The organism is Marinobacter flavimaris (assembly GCF_045057155.1).
GTDB classification, from domain to species: Bacteria; Pseudomonadota; Gammaproteobacteria; order Pseudomonadales; family Oleiphilaceae; genus Marinobacter; species Marinobacter manganoxydans.
Map to the genome: position 1 here is coordinate 4,070,625 of NZ_CP171359.1, position 13,748 is coordinate 4,084,372.

The 13,748-nt window shown below is 62.9% G+C and carries 11 protein-coding genes; all 11 read left to right on the forward strand.

All coding sequences use genetic code 11. The features are described from left to right. Positions 1-5 precede the first annotated feature (5 nt). Genes nuoC through nuoN form a run of 11 tightly spaced genes read left to right on the forward strand, consistent with a single transcriptional unit; the run spans position 6 to position 13,732 of the window. Positions 6-1,784: an NADH-quinone oxidoreductase subunit C/D gene (nuoC, locus tag ACGK9W_RS19020; protein WP_405418149.1), complete on the forward strand. Its 1,779-nt coding sequence runs from the start codon at positions 6-8 to the stop codon at positions 1,782-1,784. Continuing rightward, positions 1,784-2,299, forward strand: a complete 516-nt coding sequence (gene nuoE, locus ACGK9W_RS19025; protein WP_008169459.1) for an NADH-quinone oxidoreductase subunit NuoE — start codon at positions 1,784-1,786, stop codon at positions 2,297-2,299. Before nuoC ends, nuoE begins: the two co-directional genes overlap by 1 nt. Then, complete coding sequence (gene nuoF, locus ACGK9W_RS19030) at positions 2,296-3,696, forward strand: NADH-quinone oxidoreductase subunit NuoF (protein ID WP_405418153.1); 1,401 nt, start codon at positions 2,296-2,298, stop codon at positions 3,694-3,696. The genes nuoE and nuoF overlap by 4 nt, the downstream gene beginning before the upstream one ends. A gap of 60 nt (positions 3,697-3,756) precedes the next feature. Next, on the forward strand, positions 3,757-6,513 hold the full coding sequence (gene nuoG / locus ACGK9W_RS19035; RefSeq protein ID WP_405418156.1) for an NADH-quinone oxidoreductase subunit NuoG: 2,757 nt from the start codon (positions 3,757-3,759) through the stop codon (positions 6,511-6,513). Continuing rightward, complete coding sequence (nuoH, locus tag ACGK9W_RS19040; protein WP_008169464.1) at positions 6,510-7,487, forward strand: NADH-quinone oxidoreductase subunit NuoH; 978 nt, start codon at positions 6,510-6,512, stop codon at positions 7,485-7,487. Before nuoG ends, nuoH begins: the two co-directional genes overlap by 4 nt. 9 nt (positions 7,488-7,496) lie before the next feature. Further along, positions 7,497-8,057, forward strand: a complete 561-nt coding sequence (gene nuoI / locus ACGK9W_RS19045; protein WP_039881756.1) for an NADH-quinone oxidoreductase subunit NuoI — start codon at positions 7,497-7,499, stop codon at positions 8,055-8,057. A gap of 18 nt (positions 8,058-8,075) precedes the next feature. Further along, positions 8,076-8,600: an NADH-quinone oxidoreductase subunit J gene (gene nuoJ, locus ACGK9W_RS19050; protein ID WP_008169466.1), complete on the forward strand. Its 525-nt coding sequence runs from the start codon at positions 8,076-8,078 to the stop codon at positions 8,598-8,600. Continuing rightward, positions 8,597-8,905: an NADH-quinone oxidoreductase subunit NuoK gene (gene nuoK, locus ACGK9W_RS19055; RefSeq protein WP_008169467.1), complete on the forward strand. Its 309-nt coding sequence runs from the start codon at positions 8,597-8,599 to the stop codon at positions 8,903-8,905. Before nuoJ ends, nuoK begins: the two co-directional genes overlap by 4 nt. Further along, entirely contained in the window at positions 8,902-10,770 is a 1,869-nt protein-coding gene (gene nuoL / locus ACGK9W_RS19060) for an NADH-quinone oxidoreductase subunit L (protein ID WP_008169468.1), read from the forward strand. Before nuoK ends, nuoL begins: the two co-directional genes overlap by 4 nt. After that, positions 10,767-12,290 carry an NADH-quinone oxidoreductase subunit M gene (gene nuoM, locus ACGK9W_RS19065; protein ID WP_008169470.1) on the forward strand — a complete coding sequence of 508 codons (1,524 nt, stop codon included), beginning with the start codon at positions 10,767-10,769 and terminating at the stop codon, positions 12,288-12,290. Before nuoL ends, nuoM begins: the two co-directional genes overlap by 4 nt. Further along, entirely contained in the window at positions 12,287-13,732 is a 1,446-nt protein-coding gene (gene nuoN, locus ACGK9W_RS19070) for an NADH-quinone oxidoreductase subunit NuoN (RefSeq protein WP_405421108.1), read from the forward strand. Before nuoM ends, nuoN begins: the two co-directional genes overlap by 4 nt. Positions 13,733-13,748: the final 16 nt, after the last annotated feature.

A 13,748-nucleotide genomic window follows, 5' to 3' on the forward strand; every position in this document is an offset into this window, starting at 1 on the left:
GTATCATGAGCACAGACGCTCTCGACAGGCATGCACCGGCCCAGTCCGGCATTGACCGGGCCCTCGGGCTTCTGGACGGATTCCGGGAACACATCGAGCACGTTCAGCCTACCCTGACCGGGCTTCCGGTGCTGTGGGTGCGACGTGAGCGGATAGTGGAGATACTGCGCCACCTGAAGGCGCCGCCGGCGTCTTTTTCCATGCTTTACGATCTCTCTGCCGTGGACGAGCGGCTCCGTGCCCACCGTGACGGGCTACCAGCCGCGGATTTCACGGTCTTCTATCATCTGCTGTCGGTGGATCGTAATGAAGACCTGATCATCAAGGTGGCGCTGACCGGTGGCGACCCGAACCTGCCAAGCGTGACCCGGGTGTTTGCCAATGCCAACTGGTATGAGCGGGAAATCTGGGATCTGTTCGGCATTACCGCAACCGGCCATCCCCATCTGCAACGGCTGCTCATGCCGCCCACCTGGCATGGCCACCCGTTACGCAAGGACTATCCCGCGCGGGCCACGGAATTCGACCCCTACACCCTGACAGTTGAGGGGCAGCAGACGGAGCAGGAGGCGCTGAAATTCGAACCGGAAGCCTGGGGCATGCAGCGTGAGCGGGATGGCAGCGAGTTCATGTTCCTCAATCTGGGCCCCAATCATCCCTCTGCCCACGGTGCCTTCCGGATCGTGCTTCAACTGGACGGCGAGGAGATCATCGACTGCGTGCCGGATATTGGCTATCACCACCGGGGCGCGGAAAAAATGGCCGAGCGCCAGACCTGGCACAGCTTCATTCCCTATACCGACCGCATCGACTACACCGGCGGCGTAATGAACAACTTTCCCTATGTCCTTGCGGTTGAGAAACTGGCGGGTATCGAGGTGCCCGACCGGGTCAAGACGGTCCGGGTGATGATGGCGGAGATGTTCCGTATTAGCAGCCATTTGCTGTTCCTGGGGACCTACCTGCAGGATCTGGGCGCCATGTCGCCGGTGTTCTACAGCTTCACTGACCGCCAGCGGGCCTACAAGGTGATTGAGGGCATCACCGGTTTTCGCATGCATCCGGCCTGGTACCGGATCGGCGGCCTTGCCCAGGACCTGCCCGTGGGCTGGCAGCAACTGGTGCAGGAGTTCCTTGACTGGATGCCGCCGCGGCTGCGGGAATACGAGCTGGCCATGATGAAAAACGCCCTGGTGCGGGAGCGGACCCGGCATGTGGCTGCCTTCACCACCACCGAGGCCCTGGAATGGGGCGTGACCGGTCCCAACCTGCGGGCCACTGGCTGCAACTTCGATCTGCGCAAACAGCGGCCCTATTCCGGCTATGAGAACTTCGACTTCGAGGTGCCTCTGGGGCAGCACGGAGACGTTTTTGACCGGGGCCAGCTGCGTATTGAGGAAATGCGGCAGAGCCTGCGCATTATCCAGCAATGCGTCGATCACATGCCCGCGGGCGACTACAAGGCGGACCACCCGTTGACCACCCCGCCACCCAGGGAGCGGATGTTGCAGCACATCGAAACGCTGATCACGCACTTTCTGCAGGTGTCCTGGGGTCCGGTTCTGAAACCCGGCGAATCCCTGCAAATGGTGGAGGCCACCAAAGGCATAAACAGTTATTACCTGACCAGCGACGGCAATAACATGAGCTACCGAACCCGCATCCGGACTCCGAGCTTTCCGCACCTGCAGCAGATACCGTCCTTGATGCGCGGAGGCTTCGTGCCGGACATGATCGCCCACCTGGGCAGTATCGATTTCGTAATGGCAGACGTGGATCGCTGATGATGGCAACAACCCCGCACACAACCGAACTGATCGGCAGTGACCGTTTTGAACTGCACCCGGACGACGAAGCCGCGATTCTCCGGGAAAAGGAACACTACGAGCAGCCCCAGGCCGCTTGTATCGAGGCGTTGAAAATCGTCCAGCGCCGCCATGGCTGGGTTCCCGACGGTGCCATCATGGCCGTTGGGCGGTTGCTGGGCCTGGGATTCGCCGCGGTGGACGGCGTGGCTACCTTTTACAGCCTGATTTTCCGTCAGCCGGTAGGGCGCCATGTGATCCTGGTCTGCGACAGCAGCTCCTGCTTCCTGACCGGGTATGAAACGCTGAAACAGGCCCTGGTGGAGAAGCTGGGAGTGGACTACGGCGCCACCACCGCCGATGGCCGCTTCACCCTGTTACCCGTGTGTTGTCTCGGCGCCTGTGACGGTGCCCCGGCGCTGATGATTGACGGCGAAACCTTCGGGCCGGTCACACCGGAGGATCTGTCCGACCTGCTGGAGGGCTACGAATGAGCGGATCCACCTCAGGTCAAGGCAACCCGCTGCGTTATCACAGCCGGATACGGCAATCCGGTACCGAGCGTCAACCCGAAACCCATCCGCTGACCTGGAGGCTGAGGGACGACGGCGAGGTGGTCTGGCTCGGCGAATATCTGGATAAGGATGGTTATCAGTCGGTCCGCCGGGCATTGGCCGAGAGCGACCCCCAGGGCATCATCACCGTGGTGAAAGACGCCAATGTGCGTGGCCGGGGCGGCGCCGGTTTTTCCGCTGGCGTCAAGTGGAGCCTGACGCTGCAGGGGGGTGACATGCCCCGGGGCTACCTGATCTGCAACGCGGATGAAATGGAACCGGGCACCTTCAAGGACCGGTTGCTGATGGAGCAGCAACCCCACCTGCTGATTGAGGGGATGATCCTCGGAGCCCGGGCCAACAACGCCCGGCAAGGCTACATTTTTCTGCGGGGTGAATACGTGGAGGCGGCCCGGGTGCTGAACCGGGCCATTGATGAGGCCCGCGAAGCCGGCTGGCTGGGGCCGGATATTGATGGCAGCGGGTTCGATTTCGACATCGCGGTGCATACCGGGGCGGGGCGCTACATCTGCGGCGAGGAAACGGCTCTGATCAATGCACTGGAGGGGAAGCGCGCCAATCCCCGGGCCAAGCCGCCGTTCCCCGGCCAGTCCGGAGCCTGGGGCAGGCCCACGGTGGTTAACAACGTCGAGACCCTGTGCAACATACCCGCCGTGATTCTCCATGGCGCTGACTGGTATCAGAACCTGTCCGGCAACCGTACCGGTGACGGCGGCACCAAGCTTTATGGCGTGTCGGGGCCGGTTGCGGAGCCGGGCCTCTGGGAGCTGCCCATGGGCGTCACCGGGGCCGAGCTGCTCGACCGGGCCGGGGGGCTGCAGCAAGGCCTCCGGCTCAAGACGTGGTTGCCCGGCGGCACCAGTACCGGCTTCCTGTTGCCGGAGCATCTGGAGCTGCCCCTGGACTTTGACTCTATCGCCAATGTCGGCAGCCGGCTGGGCACCGGCCTGATGATGGCGGTCCCCGAGGACCGGGGCATGGTATCGCTGATGCGCAACCTGGAGGAGTTCTTCGCCCGGGAATCCTGCGGCTGGTGCACTCCGTGCCGTGATGGTCTGCCCTGGGTGGTAAAACTGCTCCGGGACCTGGAAAAGGGACAGGGGCAGGCCGGCGACATCGAATTGCTCGACAAGCTGGCGGCGGACTGTGGCCCGGGGCTGACCTTCTGCGCCCTTGCCCCTGGTGCCGCCATGCCGCTGGAAACAGCGCTGCGGCACTTCCGGCAGGAGTTTGAGCAGGGCATTGGCAAGGTAAGCGGCGACACCCGGGGCGTTCCGGACCGGGTCGCAGCGGACGCGCCGGCAAACAACCGTTAGTTTCAACAGTCACTTTCAACAAACAGTGATCGTACTTTCTAGGTGAAGGCAGAAACAAGCATGGCGACGATTCACGTGGACGGAAAAACCTACGAGGTCAACGGGGCGCACAACCTGCTCCAGGCCTGTCTGTCACTGGGCCTGGATATTCCCTATTTCTGCTGGCATCCGGCCATGGGAAGTGTCGGCGCCTGTCGCCAGTGCGCGGTGCGCCAGTACAAGGACAAGGACGACAACAAGGGCGTTCTGGTCATGTCCTGTATGACCCCGGCGGCGGACCAGACCCGAATCGATATCGATGACGAGGAAGCCCGGGCTTTCCGGGCCAGTGTGGTGGAGTGGCTGATGATCAATCACCCCCACGACTGCCCGGTGTGCGAGGAGGGCGGCCATTGCCACCTGCAGGACATGACGGTAATGACCGGCCATGACCGCCGCCGCTACCGGTTCAACAAGCGCACTCGCCGCAACCAGTACCTGGGGCCGTTCATCGCCCACGAAATGAACCGCTGCATTACCTGCTACCGGTGCGTGCGCTTTTACAATGACTACGCCGGTGGCACCGATCTGGGCGCCTTTGGTGCCCGGGACAACATCTACTTCGGACGATACGCCGAAGGCACACTGGAAAGCCCGTTCTCCGGCAACCTCACCGAAGTCTGCCCCACTGGGGTGTTCACCGACCAGAGTCATTCCGATCACTACACCCGAAAGTGGGACCTGCAGTATGCCCCCGGCATCTGCCACCAGTGCGCGGTCGGTTGCAACATCAGCCCCGGGGAACGCTACGGCGAGATTCGCCGCATCGAAAACCGCTACCACGGTGAGGTTAACAGCCACTTCCTCTGTGACCGCGGCCGGTTTGGTTACGGATACGTCAACCGCGCCGACCGGCCACGGGTTCCGGAATGGACCGAACGGCCGGGGCAGGAGGCCGTGACGCTGGGGGTAGATCCGGCCCTGGAGCGTATCACCGGCGCCCTGCGTCAGGCCCGGCGCATCATCGGCATCGGATCGCCCCGGGCCAGTCTGGAAAGCAATCACCAGCTATTGGCCATGGTGGGGCCGGAAAACTTTTCCACCGGGATAGAGTCCCGGGAGCAGGCGTGCCTGGCCATAATGAACCGGCTGCAGGAAACGTCGGGACTGCCCACCCCGACACCCCGGGAAATAGAACGCCACGATGCCATTCTGGTGCTGGGCGAGGACCCGGTCCAGAGCGCCGCGCGCCTGGGGCTGAATCTGCGTCAGGCTGTGCTGTCACGGCGGGAAGAACTGGCTGAACAGATCGGCGTGCCGGCCTGGAATGCCGAGGCCGTCAAGACCCTGGGGCAGGACCGGTACCACCCGCTGCACATTGTCTGGCCAGCGCCCACCGAGCTGGACAGTGTCGCTGTCGCCCGCCATGCCCTGGCGCCGGATGATATCGCCCGGCTCGGTTTCGCGGTGGCTCATGCCATCGACCCGGCGGCGCCCCCGGTGGACGGCCTCGACCCGGCCAGCCAGGAGCGGGCCGGAGAAATCGCCGTCAGCCTGTTAAAAGCGGCGCGGCCGCTGGTTGTCAGCGGCGGCTCCCTCGCCAGCGAGGCCATCCTGGAAGCCGCCGGTGCGGTTGCCCGGGCCCTGTCCAGGCGGGCAGCGCAGGGTGGGCTGGTGTTGATCCGGCGGGAGGCCAACAGCACCGGGTTGTCGCTCATGGGGGGGCAGACACTGGACTGGGCGCTGGATGAGTTGAGTGAGGGCCGGGCCGATGCGGTGGTGGTGCTGGAGAACGACCTGTATCAACGCCTGCCCGCCGACCGGGTGGAGCAGGCCCTGGCCCGTGCCAACACCCGCGTGGTGCTGGACCACCAGCGGACGAGAACCGCCGAGGGGGCGGACTTCATCCTGCCTGCTGCCAGTTTCGCGGAAGGGAGCGGAACCCTGGTAAATCTGGAAGGGCGGGCCCAGCGCTTCTTCCGGGTGTTCGAACCGGCCTACCTGCGCCCCGAGACCCGAATTCACGAGAGCTGGCGCTGGTTACACACCCTGGCCGCCGGGCTGCGGGGCGAAGCCCCCGGGGATATCAGCCTGGATCTGGCCACCCGGGCCTGCGCCGGGGCCCATCCAGGCCTGGCCGGGATTGTGGATGCCGCGCCCGGGCCCGATTATCGCATAGAGGGCCTGCGGCTGGCCCGTGAGCCCCAGCGTTACAGCGGCCGCGCCGCCATGCGCGCCAACCTCGATGTAAATGAACCCCGCCCGCCACAGGATACCGATACACCCTTCGCTTACTCCATGGAAGGCTACAGCGGATTTGACCGGCCCCGGCAGCAGATACCTTTCGCCTGGGCGCCGGGCTGGAATTCCCCGCAGGCGTGGAACAAGTTCACCGATGAAGTGGGCGGTCACCTGCGCGGAGGGGACCCGGGCATAAGATTGATTCGGCCTCAGCCCGGCCATCGCGAATACCCCGACCCGGTCTTTGATGACGGCGCCACTGACAGCAGCGGGCTGCGGGCGCTGGTGTTGCCACGGGTGTTCGGGGGCGAGGAAACGTCTGCCCGGGCTGAACCTGTCCGGCAGCGGATGACCGCGCCGGTGGTCATCCTGGCCCGCCCGGATGCCGAGGCGCTGGGCGTGCGCGACGGCGACAGCCTGACGCTGCTTGGTGTGCGTGAGGGTGACAGCCTGATGCTGTTTGGCGGTCCGGACATTACGGTATCGGAGCAGGAAGACTGGCCCCCCGGCTGGGCTGGCCTGCCCGCGGGATTGTTGCCCGGCCTGGGGCAGGGCGCGACACTCACTTTAGGAAAACCCACGGGAGGTGAGTCATGAGCTGGTGGACTCCACAACTGGCAGCCACTCTCTGGGCCATGTTCCAGGCGCTGGTGATCCTGCTTGCCGTGGTCGTGGTGGGAGCGGCACTGACCGTGGTCGAACGTCGGCTGCTGGGCCTCTGGCAGGATCGTTATGGTCCCAACCGGGTAGGGCCATTCGGCACTCTTCAACTGATTGCCGATATGCTGAAGATCTTTTTCAAGGAAGACTGGACTCCGCCCTTTGCCAGCCGCGCCCTGTTTATGCTGGCACCCAACCTTGCCTTCGCTTCCCTGCTGCTGTCTTTCGTTATTATCCCCATAACACCGGGGTGGGGGGTGGCGGACATGCACATCGGGCTGCTGTTCTTCCTCGCGCTGGCCGGCATCAACGTCTACGCGGTGTTAATCGGTGGCTGGGCCAGTGGCAACAAGTATGCCTTGCTCGGCGCGTTGCGAGCCTCGGCCCAGACCCTGTCCTACGAAGTGTTCATGGGGCTGTCGCTCATGGGTGTGGTGGCCATGGCCGGCTCCTTCAACCTGCGCGACATCGTCGCGGCCCAGGAAGGCCTGTGGTTCGTGATTCCCCAGTTCCTGGGTTTCGTCACATTTCTGATCGCCGGCATCGCGGTGACACACCGCCACCCTTTCGACCAGCCGGAGGCGGAACAGGAACTGGCGGATGGTTACCATGTCGAGTACTCCGGTATGAAGTTCGGCATGTTTTTCATTGGCGAATACGTGGGCATGGTGCTGGTTTCCGCGCTGATCGTGACATTGTTTTTCGGCGGCTGGCAGGGCCCCTGGCTGCCACCCATTGTGTGGTTTGCCCTCAAGACCAGCTTCTTCCTGATGCTGTTTATCCTGCTCCGGGCATCGCTGCCACGGCCCAGGTATGACCGGGTGATGAGCTTTGGCTGGCGGGTGTGTCTGCCGCTGACCCTGGTCAATCTGCTGGCTACCGGGGCGGTGCTGCTACTGACCGGTTCATAGGGAGGAAAGATGCGAAAAAACAAGGTGTTGTCGGTGTTATGGCTGATACCGGCCAGTTGGTCGCTGTTGCGTACCATGTGGATGGTATTCATGCACGGCTTCCGCAAGCGGGAAACCGTGAACTATCCGGAAGAGGAGGTTTATCTGCCTCCCCGGTACCGGGGCCGCATCATACTCACCCGGGATCCGGACGGCGAAGAACGATGCGTGGCGTGCAACCTTTGCGCGGTGGCCTGCCCGGTGGATTGTATTTCCCTGCAGAAAGGTGAAAAAGACGACGGCCGCTGGTATCCGGAGTTCTTCCGCATCAACTTTTCCCGTTGCATTTTCTGCGGCATGTGTGAAGAGGCCTGCCCCACCTCCGCCATCCAGTTGACACCGGATTTCGAGATGGGCGAGTACCAGCGTCAGCAGTTGGTGTACGAGAAGGAAGATCTGCTGATCAACGGCCCCGGCAAGGACCACGACTACCACTTTTACAAGGTTGCCGGCATGGCTATCGCCGGCAAGGATAAAGGTGAGGCACAGAACGAGGAGGTCCCGGAGGATGTCCGTACGCTTTTACCCTGACCAAAAAAGGAACTACTGATGGAACTGGGATTCTACCTTAGCGGCCTGGTGGCGGTGCTGGCCACGGTCGGTCTTATCAGCGGCTCCAGTCCGGTGCATGCGGTGGTGTACCTGATTGTTTCGCTGATTGCCGTCGCCCTGGTGTTCTTCGCCCTGGGTGCGCCCTTTGCCGGTGCTCTCGAGATTATCGTCTATGCCGGCGCCATAATGGTGCTGTTCGTGTTCGTGGTGATGATGCTCAACCTGCGTCCGGAGGCCAAGCGGGATCCCCTGTGGCTACGTCCGGGCTACTGGCTCGGGCCGTCGCTGCTGGCTCTGGTGTTGCTGGTGGCGCTGGTGGCGCTGATCAGCGACGGGCAGGCAGGCATGACCATTGACGGTGAGCTGATAACCGCCCGGGACATCGGCCTCACCCTGTTCGGCCCATGGCTGATAGTGGTGGAGCTGGCCGCCATTCTGCTGCTGGCGGCGCTGGTGACGGCGTCCCACGTGGGCCGGCGCAACAAACCCCGGGGCAATCGCAACCGTGGAGGCACCCGATGACTGGTATCCCGATGGAGCATGGCCTGATCCTGGCCGTTATTCTGTTCAGCCTGGGGTTGGCCGGGTTGATGCTGAGGCGCAGTATGCTGTTCGTTCTCATGAGCCTGGAAGTCATGCTCAATGCCGCCGCGCTGGCCTTTGTGGTGGGCAGCACCGCCTGGAACCAGCCGGACGGGCAGGCCATGTTCCTGCTGGTCATCACCCTGGCGGCAGCCGAGGCCAGCGTCGGCCTGGCGCTGATGATACAGCTTTACCAGCGTTTCCGTTCACTTGAGCTGCACGAAGTCAGCAGGATGCGTGGATGATGATGGCTGCGACTTTACTGTCATTTCTGTTACCTCTGGCCGGTGCCATTGTTCTCGGCTTTTCCGGCGGGCGGCTGGGACCGCGGGCCAGCGCGGCCATTGGCGTGGGCAGCGTGGGGCTGGCCGCGCTGGCCACCGCCTGGGCCCTGCTGACCTTCTCCGGCGACAGCCAGGGCTTCACGCTCTGGACCTGGGTTTCCGTGGGCGAGTTCCAGCCGACCATGGGCGTGGTGGTTGATCGTCTCTCGCTGGTCATGATGTCGATCATCACCGGCGTGGGTTTCCTGATTCACCTGTTCGCTGTCTGGTACATGGTGGGCGAGGCCGGTATAACCCGCTTCTATGCCTGGATGAACCTGTTTGTGTTCAGCATGCTGGTGCTGGTGCTGGCCGATAACCTGCTGTTGCTGTTTCTCGGTTGGGAAGGCGTTGGCCTTTGCAGCTACGGCCTTATCGGCTACTACTATCAGAACGAAGCTAATGGGCGGGCGGCGTTCAAGGCGTTTATCGTGACCCGCACAGGTGACGTATTCCTTGCCCTGGGGCTGTTCCTGATCTTCGTGGAACTCGGCACCCTCGATATCGGATTGGTGCTGGAGCAGGCACCACGGGTCTGGGCCGAGGGGAGTGTCACTGCCAATCTTGCGGCATTGCTGGTCCTTGGCGGTGCCCTGGGCAAGTCTGCACAGGTGCCGCTGCACACCTGGCTGCCGGATGCCATGGCAGGCCCCACTCCGGTGTCGGCCCTGATCCACGCGGCCACCATGGTGACCGCCGGCGTTTATCTGATTGCACGCCTGAACGGGCTGTTCCTGCTGGCACCGGATGTGATGTGGCTGGTGGGCATCATCGGAGCCCTGTCGCTGTTGCTGGCGGCCTTCGCGGCCCTGGCCCAGACCGACATCAAGCGGGTGCTGGCCTATTCCACCATGAGCCAGATCGGCTACATGTTCCTGGCGCTGGGGGTCGGGGCGTTTGACGCGGCCATTTTTCACCTGATGACCCACGCCTTCTTCAAGGCATTGCTGTTCCTTTCAGCCGGGGCCGTTATCATCAGTTGCCACCATGAACAGGATCTGAGCCGGCTGGGTGGGCTCTGGCGCAAACTGCCGGTCGCCTATGCCGGTTTCCTGGCGGGGGGCGCGTCGCTGGTGGCATTGCCGCTGGTAACCGCGGGCTTCTTCAGCAAGGACGAGATTCTCTGGCAGGCCATGGCCTCGGGCCACTACGGACTGTTCGCGGCGGGTCTGACCGGAGCCGTGCTAACCGGCCTGTACACGGTGCGGCTGATCCTGGGCATTTTTCATGGCCAGCCCCGCAGTGATCATGCACGCCATCCCCGGCCGGGCACCAGTCCCCTCAGGCATCACCTGCCTTTGGCAATCCTGGCCGTGCTTTCCACCTTCGTTGGTGCCTGGCTGTACCCGGGGCTTGAGGTGGTGTTCCCGCCGCCCCCCGATGATGCCACGAACGCCGGCCACACCCTGTTTCAGTTCCTGGCGACCGGAGCGGTGCTTGCTGGCCTGGCTCTGGCTGGCTGGCTGTTCCTGGCGCGGCGCCGGTGGCTTGACGCAAAGGTCGGTCGGGGTCTGGGGGCGCGGCTCTGGATCCTGTTCAACCGGGCCTGGGGCTTCGATGCCCTGTTCGACCGGACACTGGTCCGGCCCTGGCAGGCCCTGGTACGCGTGCTGCGTTTCGACTTTATTAACCTGGGGATGAACCTGCCGGCCGTGATTGCCCGCCTGTGCAATGCGGGCCTGGTGCGGTCCCAGGACGGCCAGCTGCGGACTTACGCCAAAGTGATGGTATTCGGTGCCACGGTGATACTGGTTGGCCTGGTAATGACTCAGGGAGGTGGCGCATGATTCTGTTCTGGCTGATTCTGATTCCCTTCCTCGGTGGCATGCTGTGCTGGCACTCGGAGCGTTGGGGCGAACAGGCGCCGCGCTGGATTGCCCTGGCCACCATGCTGTTCGTGCTGGCGGTCAGCGTCGTGCTTTGGGCAGGCGGTGATTTCAGCGCCTATGGCGCCGGCGAGAGACCGTGGCTGCTGGAGTGGCGAGTCCCCTGGATTCCTCGTTTTGGCATCGAGATTCATCTGGCTCTGGACGGCTTGTCGCTGATCCTGATTGCGCTGACCGGCTTTCTGGGTGCCTTGGCGGTACTTTGCTCATGGAAAGAGATTGTCGAGCGGGTGGGCTTTTTTCATCTGAATCTGCTGTTTGTTCTGGGCGGCGTGGTGGGTGTGTTTCTGGCGCTGGACCTGCTCCTGTTCTTCCTGTTCTGGGAAGTGATGCTGGTACCCATGTATTTTCTGATTGCCCTCTGGGGGCACAGCGGCTCCCCGGGGCAAACCCGGATTCGTGCCGCCACCCGCTTCTTCATCTACACCCAGGCCAGCGGCCTGCTGATGCTGGTGGCGATCCTTGCGCTGGTGTTCGTGCATTACACCAGCTCCGGCGAGATAACCTTCAGCTATGACGCACTGTTGAACGCCGACGTGCCCGACAATCTGTCCTTCTGGATTATGCTCGGGTTTTTTATTGCCTTTGCGGTGAAGCTGCCTGTCGTGCCTTTTCATGGCTGGCTGCCGGATGCGCACGCCCAGGCGCCCACTGCCGGCAGCGTGGACCTTGCGGGCATTCTGCTGAAAACCGCCGCCTACGGCATGCTGCGCTTTGCGATTCCGTTGTTTCCGGAACAGTCCCAGGCCTTTGCGCCGGTGGCCATGGCGCTGGGGGTCGTGGGTATTATTTACGGCGCGGTCCTGGCCTGCGGCCAGCAGGATATCAAGCGGCTGATTGCCTATGCCAGCATATCCCATATGGGGTTCGTGCTGATTGCCGTTTATTCCGGATCCGAACTGGCGATCCAGGGCGCAATCGTACTCATGGTGGCCCATGCGTTCTCCAGTGCCGCTCTGTTCATTCTCAGTGGCCAGCTCTTTGAACGCATTCATACCCGGGATATGCGTCGCATGGGCGGGCTCTGGGGCCGAATACCGGTGTTGCCCGGCGTGACCTTGTTTTTCCTGGCGGCCTCTCTGGGGATGCCCGCCACGGCCAATTTCCTTGGCGAGTTCATGGTACTGTTCGGTACCTTCCGCAGCGCTCCGGTGGTGGTGGTCATCGCCAGCGCCGGGCTGGTGCTTGGCGCGATCTATTCACTGCTGATGATGCAGCGGGTGCATTTCGGTCGCGAACAACAACCGGGCCTGCTCGCGGGTCCGGATGTGCGGGAGTACGGCATGATGTTGGCCTTGATCGGACTCACCCTGGCAGTGGGCCTGAATCCGCAACCCCTGCTTGATACCACGGCGTCAATGGTCCGGCCGGTGGCGGACCTGTTCATGGCGGGCCCGGTCCGGGCAGGAGGGATGAACTGATGCTGACCCTGATCGATCTTGTGGGGCTGCTGCCCCTGCTTATTGTCGCCTCGACAGCCGTACTGGTAATGCTGGGCGTCGCCTGGCGACGCCACCACGGTGGTACCGCGGCGGTCACTGTCAGCGGTCTGGCCCTGGCCCTGGCGAGCCTGCCGCTGGCCTCGGCCGCGCCCTCTTCGCCGCCGCTGATGATCTTTGACGGCCTTGCCCTCATGGGCAGCGCGCTGGTGTTGGTGAGCGGCCTGTTTATCGCCGCCATGAGCCATGATTACCTGGCCGGCTACAGGGGGCCGCGGGAAGAGTTTTACCTGCTGTTGCTTTGCGCGGTAACGGGTGCCCTGGGCCTTGTGGCCAGCAACCACCTGGCCACCCTGTTCATCAGCCTTGAATTGCTGTCGATGCCTTTGTACGGCATGGTGGCGTACAGTTTCCGGACAGAACGGTCCCTGGAGGCGGGGATCAAATACCTCATATTGTCCGCCGCCGCCACCGCCTTTCTGCTGTTTGGCATGGCGTTGATCTATGCCCGCACCGGCCACCTTGAGCTGACGGCACTCGCCGCGGGGGTTGCTGGCAGTCCGGACCCCTGGATTCTGGGCGGCGCCGCACTGTTACTGGTGGGGCTGGGGTTCAAGTTGTCCATCATACCGTTTCACCAGTGGACACCGGACGTATACCAGGGAGGTCTGGCGCCGGCGACCACTGTGCTGGCCACGGTGAGCAAACTGGCGGTGTTTCTGGTATTGCTGCGGCTGGTACTGGTGGCCCCGGTCTTCGGCAGTGGATGGCTCCTTGGCCTGATCAGCCTGCTGGCTCTTCTCAGCATGTTCGGTGGCAACCTGCTGGCCCTGTTCCAGCCTGACCTGAAGCGCCTGCTGGGCTACTCTTCCATCGCCCATATGGGCTACCTGCTGGTGGTCGTTATAGTAGGTGGCCCCCTGGCGTTGGAAACCACCGGGGTTTACCTGTTCACCTATATTGTGGCCACCATGGGGGCGTTTGGCGTGATTATGCATGTCTCCGGCACCGGCAGTGGCGAGGATGCCTCCGGGTTGCACCATTACAGGGGACTGTTCTGGCACAGCCCCTGGCTGGCAGCATTATTGACTCTGAGCATGTTGTCCCTGGCCGGCATTCCGCTGACCGCCGGATTCTTCGGTAAATTCTATATCATCGCCCTGGGTGTGGAAGGCAGCCGGTGGTGGCTTGTTGGAGGGATCGTTATCGGCAGCGTTATCGGGCTGTTCTACTACCTGAGGGTGATCGTCACCCTGTATCTGCGCGAACCGGGTATGCAGCAGGCGGTGGCGGATGCCGGCCGGGGTCGGGTAGAGAAACTCGCCCTTCTGATTGTTGCCGTCTCAATACTGCTGCTGGGTATTTACCCGGTGCCGTTTATTGACTGGGTGGCGGGTCTCGCCTGGGCGGCCAGGCTTCTTTGACTTAAATCAGTATAGC

Excerpts from the sequence above, each read along its gene's own strand:
- nuoI (WP_039881756.1), top strand. The coding sequence starts at position 7,497 with ATGCGAAAAAACAAGGTGTTGTCGGTGTTATGGCTGATACCGGCCAGT.
- nuoJ (WP_008169466.1), top strand. The coding sequence starts at position 8,076 with ATGGAACTGGGATTCTACCTTAGCGGCCTGGTGGCGGTGCTGGCCACG.
- nuoK (WP_008169467.1), top strand. The coding sequence starts at position 8,597 with ATGACTGGTATCCCGATGGAGCATGGCCTGATCCTGGCCGTTATTCTG.
- nuoG (WP_405418156.1), top strand. The coding sequence starts at position 3,757 with ATGGCGACGATTCACGTGGACGGAAAAACCTACGAGGTCAACGGGGCG.
- nuoL (WP_008169468.1), top strand. The coding sequence starts at position 8,902 with ATGATGATGGCTGCGACTTTACTGTCATTTCTGTTACCTCTGGCCGGT.
- nuoE (WP_008169459.1), top strand. The coding sequence starts at position 1,784 with ATGATGGCAACAACCCCGCACACAACCGAACTGATCGGCAGTGACCGT.
- nuoC (WP_405418149.1), top strand. The coding sequence starts at position 6 with ATGAGCACAGACGCTCTCGACAGGCATGCACCGGCCCAGTCCGGCATT.
- nuoM (WP_008169470.1), top strand. The coding sequence starts at position 10,767 with ATGATTCTGTTCTGGCTGATTCTGATTCCCTTCCTCGGTGGCATGCTG.
- nuoH (WP_008169464.1), top strand. The coding sequence starts at position 6,510 with ATGAGCTGGTGGACTCCACAACTGGCAGCCACTCTCTGGGCCATGTTC.
- nuoF (WP_405418153.1), top strand. The coding sequence starts at position 2,296 with ATGAGCGGATCCACCTCAGGTCAAGGCAACCCGCTGCGTTATCACAGC.